This window comes from Candidatus Allofournierella merdavium, assembly GCF_944382735.1.
GTDB classification, from domain to species: domain Bacteria; phylum Bacillota; class Clostridia; order Oscillospirales; family Ruminococcaceae; genus Allofournierella_A; species Allofournierella_A merdavium.
In genome coordinates, this window is the sequence record NZ_CALWND010000021.1 from 1 (window position 1) to 15,343 (window position 15,343).

General features: G+C 61.5%; 16 protein-coding genes. 4 read left to right on the forward strand and 12 right to left on the reverse strand.

Features of this window, described 5'->3' with window-relative positions; all coding sequences use genetic code 11:
- Window positions 1–235: 235 nt before the first annotated feature.
- The 7 genes from ACH2A7_RS12270 to ACH2A7_RS12300 all read right to left on the reverse strand — a co-directional run bounded on the left by ACH2A7_RS12270 (window position 236) and on the right by ACH2A7_RS12300 (window position 8,408).
- Window positions 236–1,483, reverse strand: coding sequence for a sodium ion-translocating decarboxylase subunit beta (locus ACH2A7_RS12270; protein ID WP_394962224.1), 1,248 nt, complete (start codon window positions 1,481–1,483; stop codon window positions 236–238).
- A gap of 13 nt (window positions 1,484–1,496) precedes the next feature.
- Window positions 1,497–1,895: an OadG family protein gene (locus ACH2A7_RS12275; RefSeq protein WP_394962225.1), complete on the reverse strand. Its 399-nt coding sequence runs from the start codon at window positions 1,893–1,895 to the stop codon at window positions 1,497–1,499.
- A gap of 173 nt (window positions 1,896–2,068) precedes the next feature.
- Window positions 2,069–3,091, reverse strand: coding sequence for a rod shape-determining protein (locus ACH2A7_RS12280; RefSeq protein ID WP_394962226.1), 1,023 nt, complete (start codon window positions 3,089–3,091; stop codon window positions 2,069–2,071).
- Window positions 3,092–3,169: 78 nt separating this feature from the next.
- Window positions 3,170–3,880, reverse strand: a complete 711-nt coding sequence (locus tag ACH2A7_RS12285; RefSeq protein WP_394962227.1) for a ComF family protein — start codon at window positions 3,878–3,880, stop codon at window positions 3,170–3,172.
- Window positions 3,877–6,096 (reverse strand): ATP-dependent RecD-like DNA helicase, encoded by a 2,220-nt coding sequence (locus tag ACH2A7_RS12290; protein ID WP_394962228.1) that lies wholly within the window; start codon window positions 6,094–6,096, stop codon window positions 3,877–3,879. The genes ACH2A7_RS12285 and ACH2A7_RS12290 overlap by 4 nt, the downstream gene beginning before the upstream one ends.
- An 86-nt stretch (window positions 6,097–6,182) precedes the next feature.
- Window positions 6,183–8,090, reverse strand: coding sequence for an LTA synthase family protein (locus ACH2A7_RS12295; protein WP_394962229.1), 1,908 nt, complete (start codon window positions 8,088–8,090; stop codon window positions 6,183–6,185).
- 36 nt (window positions 8,091–8,126) lie between these two features.
- Entirely contained in the window at window positions 8,127–8,408 is a 282-nt protein-coding gene (locus ACH2A7_RS12300) for a PRC-barrel domain-containing protein (RefSeq protein WP_394962230.1), read from the reverse strand.
- A 191-nt stretch (window positions 8,409–8,599) separates the two neighbouring features.
- Between ACH2A7_RS12300 and ACH2A7_RS12305 the strand changes: the two genes are divergently transcribed.
- Entirely contained in the window at window positions 8,600–9,226 is a 627-nt protein-coding gene (locus ACH2A7_RS12305; RefSeq protein WP_394962231.1) for an HAD family hydrolase, read from the forward strand.
- 381 nt (window positions 9,227–9,607) lie between these two features.
- Here ACH2A7_RS12305 and ACH2A7_RS12310 read toward each other — a convergent pair whose 3' ends face one another.
- Window positions 9,608–10,063 (reverse strand): Rrf2 family transcriptional regulator, encoded by a 456-nt coding sequence (locus ACH2A7_RS12310; protein WP_394962232.1) that lies wholly within the window; start codon window positions 10,061–10,063, stop codon window positions 9,608–9,610.
- 259 nt (window positions 10,064–10,322) lie between these two features.
- On the opposite strand from ACH2A7_RS12310, the gene ACH2A7_RS12315 reads away from it, so the two are divergent.
- The 3 genes from ACH2A7_RS12315 to ACH2A7_RS12325 are packed head-to-tail and all read left to right on the forward strand — an operon-like array spanning window position 10,323 to window position 12,041.
- Window positions 10,323–11,105, forward strand: coding sequence for an NADP-dependent oxidoreductase (locus ACH2A7_RS12315; protein WP_394962233.1), 783 nt, complete (start codon window positions 10,323–10,325; stop codon window positions 11,103–11,105).
- The gene (locus ACH2A7_RS12320; RefSeq protein ID WP_394962234.1) at window positions 11,066–11,236 is read left to right on the forward strand and encodes a zinc-binding dehydrogenase; all 171 of its coding nucleotides are present in this window, start codon (window positions 11,066–11,068) and stop codon (window positions 11,234–11,236) included. The genes ACH2A7_RS12315 and ACH2A7_RS12320 overlap by 40 nt, the downstream gene beginning before the upstream one ends.
- 43 nt (window positions 11,237–11,279) lie before the next feature.
- On the forward strand, window positions 11,280–12,041 hold the full coding sequence (locus ACH2A7_RS12325; protein ID WP_394962235.1) for a 4Fe-4S binding protein: 762 nt from the start codon (window positions 11,280–11,282) through the stop codon (window positions 12,039–12,041).
- 176 nt (window positions 12,042–12,217) lie between these two features.
- Here the strand turns inward: ACH2A7_RS12325 and ACH2A7_RS12330 are convergent, their stop codons facing one another.
- The 4 genes from ACH2A7_RS12330 to ACH2A7_RS12345 form a co-directional block, all read right to left on the reverse strand.
- The gene (locus tag ACH2A7_RS12330; protein ID WP_394962236.1) at window positions 12,218–12,694 is read right to left on the reverse strand and encodes a flavodoxin; all 477 of its coding nucleotides are present in this window, start codon (window positions 12,692–12,694) and stop codon (window positions 12,218–12,220) included.
- A 224-nt stretch (window positions 12,695–12,918) separates the two neighbouring features.
- Entirely contained in the window at window positions 12,919–13,269 is a 351-nt protein-coding gene (locus tag ACH2A7_RS12335) for a MerR family transcriptional regulator (RefSeq protein ID WP_394962237.1), read from the reverse strand.
- A gap of 82 nt (window positions 13,270–13,351) precedes the next feature.
- A complete protein-coding gene (locus ACH2A7_RS12340; RefSeq protein WP_394962238.1) occupies window positions 13,352–14,254 on the reverse strand; it encodes a LysR family transcriptional regulator in 903 nt (300 codons plus the stop codon).
- 72 nt (window positions 14,255–14,326) lie between these two features.
- Window positions 14,327–15,343, reverse strand: a 1,017-nt coding sequence (locus ACH2A7_RS12345) for a DUF4368 domain-containing protein (RefSeq protein WP_394962239.1), incomplete at its 5' end; no start/stop codon positions are given.

Consider the following 15,343-nt stretch of genomic DNA (forward strand, 5'->3'; position numbering starts at 1 on the left):
GGCCGACCGCAACTCTATTCTATCAGAAGGTCTTTTTCACTATATAATTTCTTTACACTCCCCGGCACAGCCGGGGGGTGTCTTTGCGCTAAAGCTAACAACACAACGGAAGAAGGCCGCCGGTGCTCCGGCGGCCTTCTTCCGTGACAAAGAAAGAGGCGCATCCGCGCGGCCGAATATGCCGCGCGGATGCGCCCGCTGTGTTTTTCAGGGAGGTTCACTGCCACGCAGGGCCTCAGCTGAAGATGTTGATGAGGATGCCGGCCGCCACTGCGCTGCCGATCACGCCGGCCACGTTGGGGCCCATGGCATGCATGAGCAGGAAGTTGGTGGGGTTCTCCGCCTGACCGACCTTCTGGGACACACGGGCCGCCATGGGCACGGCGGACACGCCCGCGGAGCCGATCAGGGGGTTCACCTGGCCGTGGGTGGCCCAGCACATCAGCTTGCCGAACAGCACGCCGCCGACGGTGCCGAAGGAGAAGGCCAGCAGGCCCAGGACGATGATGAGCACGGTACGGGCGTTCAGGAAGGTGTTGGCACTGGTGGTGCAACCGACCGACAGGCCCAGGAAGATGGTAATGATATTCATCAGCTCATTGCCGGCGGTGCGGTTGATACGCTCCACCACACCGGATTCCTTCATCAGGTTGCCCAGCATGAGCATACCGATCAGAACGGCGGAATCGGGCAGGATAAGGCTGATGATGATGGTGCACATGATCGGGAAGATGATCTTCTCGGTCTTGGAGACGGTGCGCAGCTGCTTCATCACGATGCTGCGCTCCTTTTTGGTGGTGAGCGCCCGCATGATGGGCGGCTGGATCACCGGCACCAGCGCCATGTAACTGTAGGCCGCCACCGCGATGGAGCCCAACAGGCCCGCCGCCAGGATGCTGGTCACATAGATGGCTGTGGGTCCGTCCGCACCGCCGATGATAGCGATGGCCGCTGCCTCGGGGCCGCTGAACGGCTCGATGGGAGCAAAGCCCAGCATCTCCGCCAGGAAATTGTAAGGGATATGTACGAACTTTGCCATGAAATAGGTGGCAAAGATGCCCAGCTGCGCCGCCGCGCCCAACAGCAGGCTCTTGGGATTGGAGATCAGCGGGCCGAAGTCGGTCATGGTGCCGATGCCCAGGAAGATCAGCGGCGGGTAAACGCCCAACTTGACGCCCAGATACAGCATGTCCGCCAGGCCGCCGTTGTGCAGGATCTCATTGAACATGGGATACAGGCTCGGATCTTCTCCGGCCGGCGCGATGAAATACTGCATATGGATGATGCCGCTGCCGGGCAGGTTCGCCATCAGCATGCCAAACGCGATGGGCAGCAACAGCAGCGGTTCGAACTCCTTCACAATGGCCAGATACAACAGTAGGCAGGCCACCACGATCATGAGCAGGTAGCGCCAGTCCTCGGCGATCCCCATAAAACCGGAATTCTGCCAGATGCTGACGATGGTATCAAAAAAAGCACTCATGGTTCAGCCCCCCTTAAAACGGCTCGGTGCCGCTCTTTACGCCGGCGGCGCCCCAACTGCCGCGGCCGTCCGCCCGCTTGACGGCGCGGAGCGTATACTTGCCGCCGCTGGCCGACGCCACCGCCGCCGCGATGACCGCCACGATCTCCTCACTGATGCCGTCCTCCACAAGCGGCGGGGCCTCCATGGGTTCCTGCAACTGCGGGGGCTGCGGCTGGCTTTTCACCGCGGCCTCCTCGGTCGCTTTTTGCTTCTTTTTGCTCAGTGATTCAAACAGTTTGCCCTGCAAATTGATGATAAAAGTCAACAGGATCAACACCAGGAACACCAGAGACATACCGGTGCCCGCAACCACCACAACCGAAGGTTCCGGCGTTTGTGCAGCTCCTGCCGCAAGCAAAACTGCATTCATGAGATGGCCCCCTTTTAAAAAAAGCTCAATTTCCGTCTTTTACATTATAGCGAAAAAAAGCGTGTGTTTCAAGCTTGCAAAAAACATTTCGTTAAAATAATAGCATTTGTGCAAATTTAAAAGGCAAAAGGGAAACCCGGCGCACAGCGAAACTGCAGGCCGGGCATGCTGTTTTATCGGTGGCCCAGGCGGGGCGTGGCGTCCACAAAGCCGCTCTCCAGCTGGTCGCCGATCTCCAGGCAGCGGGCGGTTCCCAGCGCGACGCAGTTGATGGGATCATCCGCCACGCGCACCTTCACCTTGAGCTGCTGGCTCAGGTACTCGTCCAGGCCCTTCAGCTTGGAGCCGCCGCCGGTGAGCACCACGCCGGCGGAATAGATGTCGCCCGCCAGTTCCGGCGGCGTGCGCTCCAGCACCTGATGGGAGGCGACCGCGATCTGCTCGGCCAGAGGCATGATGGCTTCGTACAAATCGCCGGTGGCGATGGTGAGCCGCTGAGGCAGCCCGGTGAGCAGGCTGCGGCCCTTCACCTCCATTTCGGCGGAAAACTCGCAGGGCCGGCAGCAGGCCACCTGCTTTTTCAGTTCCTCCGCCGTACGCAGGCCGATGGCCACATTGAACTTCATGCGCACATATTTCTGGATCTCGTCGTCAAAGGTGTTCCCTGCAATCTTCACGCTGGTGGATTTCACCTTGCCGCCCAGGCTGATCACCGCGATGTCGGTGGTGCCGCCGCCGATGTCCACCACCATGTGCCCTTCCGGCTTCAGGATGTCGATGCCGCAGCCCAGCGCGGCGGCGATGGGCTCGTCGATCAGAAAGACCTGCCGCGCGCCGGCGGCCACCACCGCCTCCACCACGGCGTCGCTCTCGATGCCGGTGATCGCCGCGGGCACGCACACCGCCACCCGGGGCTTGATGAGTTTGGAGTCGTAGACCTTGTTCACAAAGCGGCAGATCAGTTCCTTGGTGAGGGTGTGGTTGGAGATGACGCCGTCCTTCAGCGGGCGGGTGGCCAAAATATAATTGGGGGTACGCCCCACCATGGCCAGGGCGTCGTCGCCCACCGCGAGGACCTGATCCTTGCGGGTGTCCACCGCGACGACACTGGGCTGGTTCAGGATCACGCCCTTGCCCTCCATCGCGATGATGATAGTGGTGGTGCCAAGGTCGATTCCGATGTCATACTGGGCCATAGTTCACACTTCACTTTCTTTGTTGTGTGTTTGCGCGGGCGCGTGCCGTGCTGCCCGCCCGCTTGCAGGATAAACCGCTCATCGCTGCGTCTGTGCCGCGGTCACGGCAAACACTTCCAGCGCGCCTGCCTTCACCAGGGCCGAGGCGCAGCAGCTGACGGTGGCACCGGTGGTGATCACGTCATCCACCAGAAGAACGCGCCTGCCCTCGATACGGCCGGCGTCCTTCACCCGGAACGCTCCCGCCAGATTGTGCAGGCGTTCCGTCGCGGTCAGGCCTTTCTGGGAATGGGTAACGCGGGTCTTGCAAAGCGCCCTGGTTTCCAGCGGCACGCCCAATGCCCGGGCGAGGGGCCGGGCCAGCAGTTCGGGCGGATTGTATCCCCTGCCCCGCCCGGAGGCGGGCACCGGCACCGCCAGGTCGAAGCGTGCCAGCGGCGGCACGCCGCTGAATGTTATTATACCATGCCGCCAGACGCAATTACAACCGAAAATGACGCGCGCCATCTCCGCGCCCAACTCCTGCCCGTAACAGGCGCGGCCGCCGTTCTTGAAGCGGAGGATGGCCCGGCGCACGCATCCGTCGTAGCGCCACACCGCGGCGGCGCCGGTCAGATTCTTCAACAGGTGTTCGGTGGTGGGAAGGCGCGGCACCGCGAGCCGCAGGCGGGCCAGTTCCCCGGCGCAGTCGGGGCAGGCGGGCAGCCAGCCCAGCACCCGGTCGCAAAAGGGGCAGCGGCGGGGATACACCAGCGCCGCCGCTGTTCGCAGGGCATCCGAGGGTCTCACAGCGACGCCCCCTCCTCCAGCAGCGCGCACAGGCAGCTGTATCGCATGTTTTGGCGCACATTCTCCACCATGGCGCCCAGGACCGGCATCTCGCCGGCAAGGATGCAGAGTTTTTTTGCCCGGGTGACGCCGGTGTACAGCAGGTTGCGGTAGCACAGCTGCCGGGGCACGCTGCTCACCGGCATCACCACCGCCGTAAATTCGGTGCCCTGGCTTTTGTGGACGGTGATCGCATAGGCAATCTCCAACTCCTGAAGGGTGTCCGGGCCGTAGGTGAGTTTCCGGTCCTCCATCTGCACCAGGAGGGTGCGCTGGTGGGCGTCCACCTGCAGGATCACACCCATGTCGCCGTTGAAGGCCCCCACGCCCGACTCGCCGCCGTCCCGCTCATACGGGATCAGGTAGTCGTTGCGCACCTGCATCACCTTGTCCCCCTGGCGGAACAGCCGGCCGCCCAGTTCCAGTTCGGCTTTGCCGGCGGCGGGCGGATTGAGCAACTGCTGCAGCCGCGGGTTCAGCGCGGCGGTGCCCACCGGCCCCTTTTTGGTGGGGCAGAGCACCTGGATGTCCCGCACCGGGTCGTAGCCATAGCTCGCGGGCAGGCGGCGGCTCACCAGGTCGCACACCAGCTGCTGGCACTCCATGCCGGCGGCGGGCAGGAAGAAAAAGTCGCTGTCCCGCCCGCCCTTTTGGGGCAGCCGGCCCTGGACGATGCGGTGGGCGTTCTCCACGATCAGACTCTTGGCGGACTGGCGGAAAATATGCTCCAGCCGCACCGTGGGCACCACGCCGCTCTGGATGACCTCGCCCAGGATGTTCCCCGGCCCCACGCTGGGCAGCTGATCCGCGTCGCCCACCATGATGATGCGGCAGCCGTGGCGCAGCGCCGCCAGCAGGCTCTGGAACAGCTTCACATCCACCATGCTCATCTCGTCCAGTACCACCACGTCACACTTGAGCAGGTTCTTCTCGTTGTGGATAAAGCGCAAAAGGCGGCTCTGGGGGTCATAGTCCACCTCCAGCAGGCGGTGGATGGTCTGGGCCTTCTGCCCCGTCAGTTCCGCCAGCCGCTTGGCCGCCCGCCCGGTGGGGGCGCAGAGGGCCACCCGCTGCCCGTCGTGCTGCAGCAGCGACAGGATCGCGTTCACGGTGGTGGTCTTGCCGGTGCCCGGCCCGCCGGTGAGCACCATCACACTGCTGCTCATGGCCGTGCGGATGGCCTGCCGCTGTTCCTGGGCGTAGGCAAAGCCCTGGGCGCGCTCCAGCACGGCGATGCTGCGATCCACATCCGGCGGCAGCGGCACCGGGTGCCGGCTGAGTTCCCACAGGCGGGCGGCGATATCCGTCTCGGCGCTGAGCAGGTCCGGCAGGCAGATGAACTCGCCGTCCGGCCGGGCGTAGCTTTTTACCTCGCCCTCCGCCAGCTGACGGTCCAACTCCTCTTCCGCCTTCTGCGGCTCAACGCCCAGGAATCGGGCGGTGGCCTCCACGAGCCTTGGCCGCGGCAGGCAGGTGTGCCCGTTGCCGGCATTGTGCCGCAGCGCATAGAGAAGGCCTGCCCACACCCGCAGCGAGCCCGCCGGGTCCATCTGCAGTTCGGCGGCGATGGCGTCCACCTGGCGGAAGGTCATGTGCAGCGGCTCGCCGCAGAGGATGTAGGGGTTGCGGCCGATCTCCTCCACCGCGGAGGGCCCCAGGTGGCGATACACCTCCACCGCCCGCACCGGCGAGATGCCGAAGCGGCCCAGGTAGGCCACCGCCTCCCGCACGCCGAACATCCGCCTGAACTCGTTGGAGATGGCCGCCGCCTTTTCCGGCGTGATGCCCCGCAGTTCGGTGAGGCGCAGCGGGTCGTTGGCGATCACTTCCAGGCAGTCGGCGCCAAAGCGCTCCACGATCTTTTTGGCGGTGGCGGGGCCGATGTAGGGCAGCGCCCCGCTGGACAGGTAGGCCAGCGTCGCCGCCAGATCCTGCGGCATGGATGCCTCGCAGCTCTCGGCGCGGAACTGGGGGCCGTGGGTTGGGTGGGTCTCGAATTTGCCGTACAGGGTAACGCTCTCCCCTGCGTTCACCTCGCCCACGGTACCGGTGACCACATGGAGCTCACCCCCGGCATTGACCTCGAAGACCGCGTAGCCGGTGTCGCGGTTTTCAAAGATCACATGTTCCACCACGCCCTCCATGCGCAGAAGGTCGTCGGAATGGCCAGGTTCCATCGCGCAAGCCCCCCTTCCCCGTCGGACAATTTTACAGCTATTATACCGCCGGCGCTCTTTTTTGTAAACCGAAGGCGGCGGGGGAACTACGCCTGCGGCAGGGCCTGGGCATACTCCTCGCCGAACATCAGATCGTATTGCAGCAGCCAGTGGTTCTGGAACCACCGCTCCTGCTCCTCGGTGAGGTCGGCGTCGGTGGCGGTGCCGTCGGGCAGGATGGTCACACCCAGGGTGCGGCTGCGGTAGACCGACAGCTGATTGGCCAGGTACCGGAACAGGGGCGGCTCCTCCAGGCCGTACAGTTCCATCAGCACCGGGCTTATTTCATACGCGGCCACCGTGCCCAGATCCACCTTGCCCTGCCAGTAGTTGCTCCAGATCAGCAGCGGCATCTGGTGCAGTTCGGGGCTCTCGCTGTCCGCGCCGGAGGCATACCCCGTGGCGGTGTAGACCTCGTATCCGCTGCCGATGGGGTTGTAATGGTCGCCCCAGAATACCAGGATGGTGGGCTCGTCCACCTGGCTGAAGTAGTCGGTGAGGGTGCCCAGCATGGCGTCCGCCTCCCGCACGCCGGTGGCGAAATCCTGCAGCGCGCCCAGGGTGTTCTCACTGATGCCCTCCGGCGCCTCCAGGATGCCCACCAGTTCCTCCTCGGGGTAGTTGTTCTTGTTGTAGCTGGTGTGGTTCTGCATGGTGACAGCGTGGATGAACAGGGGCTTGTCCTTGTCCCGCTGCTCGTATTCCTGGATGATGCGGCGGGCCATCTCGGCGTCGGTCACAAGGCCGCCCGACCACTCGGTGTCCCGCTTTCTTTCGGGGTCCACGAAGTCCTCCAGCGAGATAAACTCGTCGAAACCCAGGTTCGGGTAGGCGGTGTTGCGGCTCCAGAATTTTGCGTAGTAGCAATGGATGGCCTGGGTGGCATACCCCTGCTCCTTCAGATACGAGGCAATGGAGAACATGGGATGGGTCACATGCTGCTGGAAGGGCTTGCAGCCGCTGGGCAGAAACTCCACCGAAAAACCGGTGAGCGCCTCGAACTCCACATCACAGGTGCCGCCGCCGAAGCTGGGACTGTAAGCCTTGCCGTAGGCGGAAGTCTCCATCAGGCGGTGGAGGTTCGGCGTCACCGACTGGTCAAAGACCACCCCGTACTGCACCAGTTCCTGCACGTCCCAGAAGGATTCATCCATAATAAAGATGATGTTGGGCTGGGTGACCGTCCCGTCTCCCGCCAGCGCGTAGCTGTTTGCAAACTGCGGGGCCAGGTTCTGGCTGTATGCCTGCCGAACCAGTTCTTCCACGGCTTCCTCGCTGTAGTCTTCCGGCTCATCCACGTCCAGATTCTGCACATTGGTCAAAAAGCCGGCGATCACACCGTAGTTGCGGTAGTAGCGGTTTTGCATCCACATGTCCGGCACGATGCCCACCCGGCGGGAACCGGTCGGGCTGAAAAACACAAGCACCAGCAATGCCAGCATCCCCGCGCCCGGCGCGGCCCAGCTCAGCACAAACTGCCACAGCGCCCACCGCCGGGGCCGGGGCACCAGGCAGGCAAAGGCGGCCAGCGCCAGGAAAACAAGGCCGCTGACCCACATGGAGGTCTGAAGTTCCAACCCCGCCTTGCCCACCACGTCGGCGGCCTCCGCCCCCTGGGACAGGTCCCAGGGGAAGAAGGGTTCGCCCCGCAGTTTCAGCTTGAAGTATGTAACCGTGGCCGGAACGCACCCGCCCGCACCGCACACCAGCACCGCCAGGGCGGGCAGCCGGGTCAGATTGGCCAGGAACAGGTAGGTGCACAAAATGAGCAGCCAGGTGCAGGCGAAGCTGCCGAAATGCGGTGAGAAATTGTCCGTCCAGAAGGACGCGCTCAGGCTGCCCCGGTGGATCCACTCGGTGCACAGCAGCGTGACGGTGGCCGTGACCGGGGCCAGCAGCCACCAAAAAAAGGAAAGTTTCGCCCGCCAGGGCGCGGTCTGTTTTAACGTCTGCAAGGATCTTTGCCTCCCGGAAAAATTTTGCCGCCGAACTCACTCCAGCAGCCGGGCCAGAAATCCGGCCCGGGCTTTGGGCGCGGCGGGCAGCTGGGTGCGCACGAGGATCACGTCGGCCCCGATGGTGTCGATCTCCCGCCAGGGGATGAACACGTCCTCCTGCCGGCCCAGCAGGCCGAACAACCGCGGCCTTCCCAGCAAGACCAGCCCCTCGAGGGCGGCCGTCTGCGGATCAAAGCGCAGATCGTCCGCCCGCCCGAGGTTCGCGCCCAGCGGCACCTGGATCACATCCTTTTTGCACAGTTCGCTCAGGGTCATGTTTTCCCCCTTTCGGTCTGCCGCAATCAGGAAAGCCCGTACTACAAAACGACACAGATCCCCGATGTATTGCAGCAGTCCAACGTTTTCCTGTTGAAAAGATATGTGTCCAATTTTGTATTTTAGCACAAAATAGTGTATAATGAATAAAACTTTCCAATAAAAAACCTTTCCTCGGGAGGATGCGATCCATGTACAAAAATATCGTGTTCGATCTGGGCGGCGTCGTGGTGGACTTCGACCCCCACGGCTTTCTGCTGGACCGTTTCTACGACGAAACTGTGGAGAACAAGGTGTACGACATCACCTTTGGCAGCGTGGAATGGCGGCAGCTGGACGCGGGCGAACTGGACCGCGAGGCCGGCAACGCCGCCATGCTGCAAAAGGCCGCCGATGCCGGCTGCACCTTTGAGGTGCAGAGCGTGCTGGACGACTGGAGCCGTATGCTCAGGACCCGCCGCAAGACGGTGGATGTGATGAAGCGGCTGAAAAAGATGGGCTTTTCTCTGTACTACCTTTCCAACATCCCGTGGGATATCTACCGGGAGATGCAGCAGCGGGACTTCTGGCCGCTCTTCGACGGAGGCGTGGCCTCCTGCGAGGCGGGCACCAACAAGCCTGATCCCCGCATTTTCCAGCTGCTGATCGAGCGGTTCAGCTTGAACTGCAGCGAGACCATTTTCGTGGATGACAACAAGCTGAACACCACCGCCGCCTATGACCTTGGCATCACCGGCATCCACTACAAGGGCGGCGCCTCCTTCTTGCGGGCGCTGAACGCCTGCGGCATCCCCATCAAAGAGCACCTGCTGTGGTGACGTCCCCGTTCCGCCCAACAGCCCCCTGCCCCGCCGGCCGGGAGAAAATGAAAGTCAGGACCCCCGGCTAAGCCGGGGGCTTGAGTAGGCCCTGGAAGGGCCTCATACCGGCAAGCCTCTCAAGAGGCATTGAATTATCCACCTCTTGCATCACTTGCACGGCAGCCCGTAAACGGGCATTGCTTTTCCACAAATTAACTTTTGGGCAACCATAAAGTTGCTGTTCTTTTCTCGCTTCGCTCGGTACTTGAAGCTAAAGCTTTTTGACACTCCCCGGCAGAGCCGGGGGTTGCCTTTACGCTTAAGCAGACAAAGCAAGCCCCGCAGGTCACAACGATGACCTGCGGGGCTTGTTCTATGATCCCGCCGGCTGTTCCGCTTTTATGCCACGGGCTTTCGCTCCGGCGCCGGCACAAGCTGCTCAAACCTGTCGATCATGGACCGCAAGGTGATGCCCTCCATCGTTTGCCGCACAGCGTCTTCGATCTGATGGTACGGAGCCTGCAGCACCTTGCGGATGTTTTTCGCCACAGGGCACGGCCTTCCCCCGCAGGGATGGATCCCGATCAGGGAGGCGAAGCCCTTCGGCTCCAAAGCAGCGTAGATCTGATACAGCGTGATCTGCGCCGGATCCGCGCACAGCTCCGCGCCGCCGGTCCCCCGCGCAACGGTGATCAGGCCCGCTTTTTTCAGCGCGCTCATTATGTTGCGGATCACCACGGGATTGCATCCCGTGCTTTCGGCAAGAAGGCTGCTGGTCACCTTTGCGACGCCTCTGGCTTCGTAGATGAAGATGAGGCAATGCACCGCTACGGAACATTTCATACTGATCTGCATACAAGGTCCTTTCTCATCGATCCGCCCTCCCGCTTGATGTAACTATTGACATTACAACGAAACAATGGTACACTGCAGAAGATGTAACTCAAACATTTACATCGTTTATTTTATCGGGCTTTGCGAAAAAATGCAAGTGAATCATTGACATCCATTCAGAAAGAGGTCCTGTATAAAAGCGGTACAGATCAACGGCTACTCCAAAACCATCCAGACAAGCCTGCGGGATATCCCGCGGCCGGAACCCGCGGACTCCGAAGTGCTCATCCGTGTAAAAGCTGCGGCGGTCAATCCGCTGGAACTTCTGATCCTTTCGGGGCGCGTGAAACTGATCCAAAACTATTCCTTTCCCCTCACGCTGGGAAACGAATGCGCAGGCATCGTGGAGCGGGTGGGCAAAAGTGTGACGGGCATTCAAAAAGGCGACCACGTCTATACCCGCCTGCCGCTGAACAGGATCGGCGCCTTTGCGGAATATGTGGCCGTGGAGCAGCAAGCGGTCGCCAAGATGCCCGCTGGCTACGAATTCGCAACGGCCGCGGCCATTCCGCTGACGGGGTTGACCGCCTACCAGGGGCTGGTGGAGGAACTGGAAGCGAAACCGGGTGAGACGGTGCTGATCCCCGGCGGCTCGGGCAGCTTTGGGCAGATGGCGGTGCCCGTTGCGAAAGCGCTGGGGCTCCGCGTCATCGTCACTGGCAACGACCGGGCCCGGGAGCAGATCCTCGCCCTGGGCGCGGACCGATACATAGACTATAAAAAAGAAAACTATTGGGAGAGCTTATCCGGGATCGACCATGTCTTTGATGCGCTGGGAGCGTCGGAGTTCGAGCACGAGTTGTCCGTGCTCCGGAAAGGAGGACGGCTGCTGAGTCTGCGGACCGGCCCCAATCGGGCCTTTGCGGAGCGGCATCGCGTTTCTCTGCCCAAAAAGGCCCTGTTCGCACTGGCCGGCCGCAAATACGATCAGGCCGCCCGCAAACAGGGAAGGAATATCGTTTTATGTTTGTGCGCTCCGACGGCGCGCAGCTGCAAAAAGTGACGGAAATTGTGGAGCGCGCTCATGTGATGCCTGCCGTCGACCCCCATCGCTTCACCCTTGCGCAGGCCGATGACGCCTTGCGGCTGGTGGCGCGGGGGCCTCTCCTGGGCAAAGTGGTCCTGGAGGTCTGACCCGGGCAGCCAGCTGTTTCATCCATATAAGGAGGACCGTTCCATGAAACTGTATGAACTTTGCTTCAGCCCCACCGGGGGCACCCGAAAAGTGACGGATATCCTGGCCGGCGGGTTGGCGGACAGGATCGAGCGGGTGGACCTGACGGACAGCAGGATCGATTGTTCCGCCATTGCGCTGGCGCAGGAGGATGTTGCTGTTATCGCCGTGCCGTCCTACGGAGGCCGCGTTCCGTCCGTCGCGGCAAAGCGGCTGGCCGCCGTTCAGGGCAACGGAGCCCGCGCCGTTTTGGTTTGCGTGTATGGGAACCGCGCCTACGAGGATACGCTGGCAGAACTGCGGGATATCGCAAGGCAGGCAGGGTTCCGGGTGATCGGGGCGGTGGCCGCGATCGCCGAGCATTCCATTGCGCGCCAGTTCGCCTCTGGCAGGCCCGACGATCAGGACGCCCGGCAACTCCGTGAATTCGCCCTGCAGCTCCGTGCCAGACTCTCTGCCGGCGACCTGCCGGAGCCCGTTCTTCCCGGCCATCGCCCCTACAAAAAAGCGGGCGCTGTGGGCATGGTTCCCAGGCCCACAAAAGCGTGCACCCGGTGCGGCGCGTGCGCCCGGGCCTGCCCCGTTCAGGCGATTCGGCCCGACGACCCGAAAAAGGTGGACGGAAAAGCCTGCATCTCCTGTATGCGCTGTGTTGCCGTCTGCCCCCATTCCGCGCGGAAGGTAAATCCTGTTATGCTGGCTGCCGCGGGTCTGATGCTGAAAAAGGCCTGCTCCGACCGAAAAAACTGCGAGCTGTTTTTGTGAGTTTTCAAATATACAAGGACAGGCTGGCGGCCGCCAGCCTGTCCTTTTTGTGTCGTTTCGATCCAGGTCGGTTTCCCCCGCCCCCGCAGCCGGGGCAGGCCGCGGCCAACAGGAGCAAAAGCGCGCAGAGCACAGGAAAAACCGATCGTTTCATGGTTTCTCGCCTCGCTGACAGCTCAAAGCCCAAGGTCCAGACTATTCACCCACTGGGCCACTTCATCCTGGCTCGCGCCGCTGTTGAAGCGGTGCCCCTCCAGCCAGCGGGCGGAGGCAGTCAACGCCTGCAGGTCGTCCAGGCTGCCGTCAATGCCGCTGGAGCCGGAGGTGCAAAAAGGCACAATGGCAGCCTCTCCAAAGTCGTAACGTTCCAGAAATGTGTAAGCGATCTTTGGAGCCCGCCCCCACCAGATGGGATAGCCCAGGAACACCACGTCATAGTTCTCCGGGTTTTCCAGCGTGCCGGAAATGGTGGGCCGGGCCGTCGGGTCGTTCTGTTCCTGATTGGCGCGGCAGCTGTCATTGCTGTAGTCAAGGTCTTCGCCGGTGTAAGGCACTTCGGGCACGATCTCAAAAAGGTCCGCGTCCAACACAGCCTGCAGGTTCTGCGCAACGCCCTCTGTATTGCCGGTGGCGGAAAAATAGGCCACCAGCACACGATGCCCTTCATCGGCCGCGGCATCCTCCGACATGGCGGGGACGTTGGACACTGGCACAAGGGAAGACGGGCCGGCGCTTTCGGGGTCACTCGTTCCCTGTGAAGTCTGGAGCTGTTCCGGGCCGCTCAGGGCCTGTGTCCCTCCGCAAGCCGCCAATGCGCAAACAAGCGTCATCCCGGTCAGCAGGGCAAAAATTCGTTTCATTCCACTATACCTCCTGTTCATCTCTGTGCGTTTCGGATCTCATGCCGCAGGTAATCCAGCCGCTGCAGCTGATGCTCCTTGAAGTGGATCTCATCCAACGCGGCGCTGCGCTTTTCCTCCAGCATCTGAAGCCGCTGCCCATCGGAGGAATCCCCTTCCAGCAGAAGGCGCATATAGAGCTCCACCTCTTCTGTGGAGAACCCAATGTCGTGAAGCGTCATGATGATGCTGAGTCGTTCCAGGTCGGTGTCGTCGTATTGCCAGTCGCCCATCACCTTTTTGACCGCTCCGCACAATCCCCAGCTTTCATATTCCCGCAGGACGCCCATTGGGATCTGGTAGCGCTCGCTTGCCTCCTGTATGGTCATGTCGGAACCTCCAAATGAAAAATGCGGGTGCCCCTTGGGGGACGCCCACATTGTAAAGCAGTTCTCAATATATGTCTAATGCTTATTTTGGATTACAAGAAATAGTTAATAGGCATTTTTTGATGTGCTCCAGCAGGGCGGTCACCGCCGGTGGGACGGTCTCGGTTTTTTTCCAGGCAAGCACCGTGCCGGATTCCAACGCGGGAGACAGGGGGATAAAACGCAGCCCTTCATAGGTGCAGTGCAACTTCAGGGTAAGATACGCCCCGATGCGGGCCCCGGCCAGCAGAGCCATGTTGTAGGGAAGATTTCCCGTTGCGTTCACCTGCAGTTTTGTGGCGTAGGGTCCAAACCAGCGCTCCATCTCCTGCTGGATCAGCTCCCTCCGGGTAAGGATAAGGGGAACTTGCGCCAGATCCTCCGGCGTGACCGCCTCCTTCCGGGCCAGCGGCATGTCCTCGTGGACCAAAACGCCCCACTGTTCCTTCACGGGCATTCGTATGAAGTCATATTTGCTGATATCCACGGGTTCCAGCAAAAGGCCCAGATCCAGCGTGCCGCCCTCCATACGCTCTTTGGTATGATCGGCGTTTCCGCTGTAGATTTGATAGGTCACCTGAGGATAAAGCTTTTGGAAGGAGGCCAGCCATTCCGCCAGAACATACATTCCCTCCAAATCTCCGCTTCCAATGGCGATCTCGCCCCGAAGTTCCGGCTCTTTGCGGAACTCCCGGGTGGTTTTCTCCGCCAGGTCCACCAATTCCTGCGCCCGTCGCCGCAGCAGCATCCCCTCGTCCGTTAAAACAATATGGTAGCGGCTGCGGCGAAAGAGCTGCACGCCCAGTTCCTCCTCCAGCTGCATCAGCTGCCTTGAAAGCGTAGGCTGGGTCAGGTGGAGCAGCGCTGCCGCCTTGGTGATATTCTCTTCCCGGGCCACTGCCAGAAAATATTTCAAAACGCGAAGTTCCATTCTGATGATTCCCATAGGTACATTTTCTGAACCGGGTGAATTGTCAGGCACAGAGGCGGACGGCGGAAGCCGTCCGCCTCTGTGTTTTCATGCCAGCAATCGGATGATTGCTTCTTTCTCTGTGATTTCTTTGGTCATGCGCGGTGCGTGGTCGCCCTCCCGCATGGGCGTATCCAGAGCACCGATATCCCGGTACACGATCCGGACGCTCTGGCCGGCGGAGCGGGAGTGCTTCTTCGTCCGCTCCCCGATCTCGATGCGCTGGATAAACAGCCTCAGCAACTGGGGCGTCAGCTCGTCGATGGCGGTGTACTGCTTGGCCTTCTCGATGAAGGCGTCCACATTGGAGACCGAGGCTTTCAGCCGCTCTAACTGCTCCTCCTTCGCAGGGATGGCCGACTCCAGCTCTTTCTGCTCCCCGTTGTAGTCGGCGGAGAGCATCCGGAACTGCTCGTTGGTCACCCGACCCAGCACATTGTCCTCGTAGAGCCGTTTGAACAGGGCGCTCAGTTCTCCGTCCCGGCGGCGCATGGCATCCAGCTCCTTCTGCACACGGTTGATTTCCCGCCGCAGCTCCAGCGTGTTCTTCTGGTTGATGTACTCCGCGAACTGCCGCTCCTTCATCCGGGCGAAGTGGGTCACCCTGCGCAGATCGTCCAGTACGATCTGTTTCAGATCTACCTCCCGGATCTGGTGAGGGGTGCAGGCATCTTTCCCTCGCTTGCCGTAGGTGGAGCACCGGAAGTAATACTGATCCTCCCGCATCTTCTCCGTCCGGCAGAGCACCAGGTACTGTCCGCAGTCGGAGCAGTAGGCCAAGCCAGAGAATAGATTCGGCTCCTCCATGTGCTTGGGCGGGCGACGCTTGTGGCGGCGCACCTCCTGAACGATCTCCCAGAGCTCCTGCGACACCAGCGGCGCGTGGGTGTTCTTCACCAGGATCTGCTCGCTCTCCGGTCTTTTGATCTGCTTTTTGTTCTTGTAGGAGAGCGTCGTGTGTTTCATGCTGAGCGTGTGGCCGAGGTAAACGATGTTCTCCAGGATATTTGCCACCGTCTTGCCGCACCAGCTATAGGGGCGAGTCGTGTCCAGGTGGTTGCAGGC

Bases quoted from the DNA above. Each gene is read 5' to 3' on its own strand.
- ACH2A7_RS12305 (WP_394962231.1), top strand. From the start codon at position 8,600: ATGTACAAAAATATCGTGTTCGATCTGGGCGGCGTCGTGGTGGACTTC.
- ACH2A7_RS12275 (WP_394962225.1), bottom strand. From the start codon at position 1,895: ATGAATGCAGTTTTGCTTGCGGCAGGAGCTGCACAAACGCCGGAACCT.
- ACH2A7_RS12310 (WP_394962232.1), bottom strand. From the start codon at position 10,063: ATGCAGATCAGTATGAAATGTTCCGTAGCGGTGCATTGCCTCATCTTC.
- ACH2A7_RS12280 (WP_394962226.1), bottom strand. From the start codon at position 3,091: ATGGCCCAGTATGACATCGGAATCGACCTTGGCACCACCACTATCATC.
- ACH2A7_RS12340 (WP_394962238.1), bottom strand. From the start codon at position 14,254: ATGGGAATCATCAGAATGGAACTTCGCGTTTTGAAATATTTTCTGGCA.
- ACH2A7_RS12270 (WP_394962224.1), bottom strand. From the start codon at position 1,483: ATGAGTGCTTTTTTTGATACCATCGTCAGCATCTGGCAGAATTCCGGT.
- ACH2A7_RS12300 (WP_394962230.1), bottom strand. From the start codon at position 8,408: ATGACCCTGAGCGAACTGTGCAAAAAGGATGTGATCCAGGTGCCGCTG.
- ACH2A7_RS12290 (WP_394962228.1), bottom strand. From the start codon at position 6,096: ATGGAACCTGGCCATTCCGACGACCTTCTGCGCATGGAGGGCGTGGTG.
- ACH2A7_RS12320 (WP_394962234.1), top strand. From the start codon at position 11,066: ATGTTTGTGCGCTCCGACGGCGCGCAGCTGCAAAAAGTGACGGAAATT.
- ACH2A7_RS12335 (WP_394962237.1), bottom strand. From the start codon at position 13,269: ATGACCATACAGGAGGCAAGCGAGCGCTACCAGATCCCAATGGGCGTC.
- ACH2A7_RS12325 (WP_394962235.1), top strand. From the start codon at position 11,280: ATGAAACTGTATGAACTTTGCTTCAGCCCCACCGGGGGCACCCGAAAA.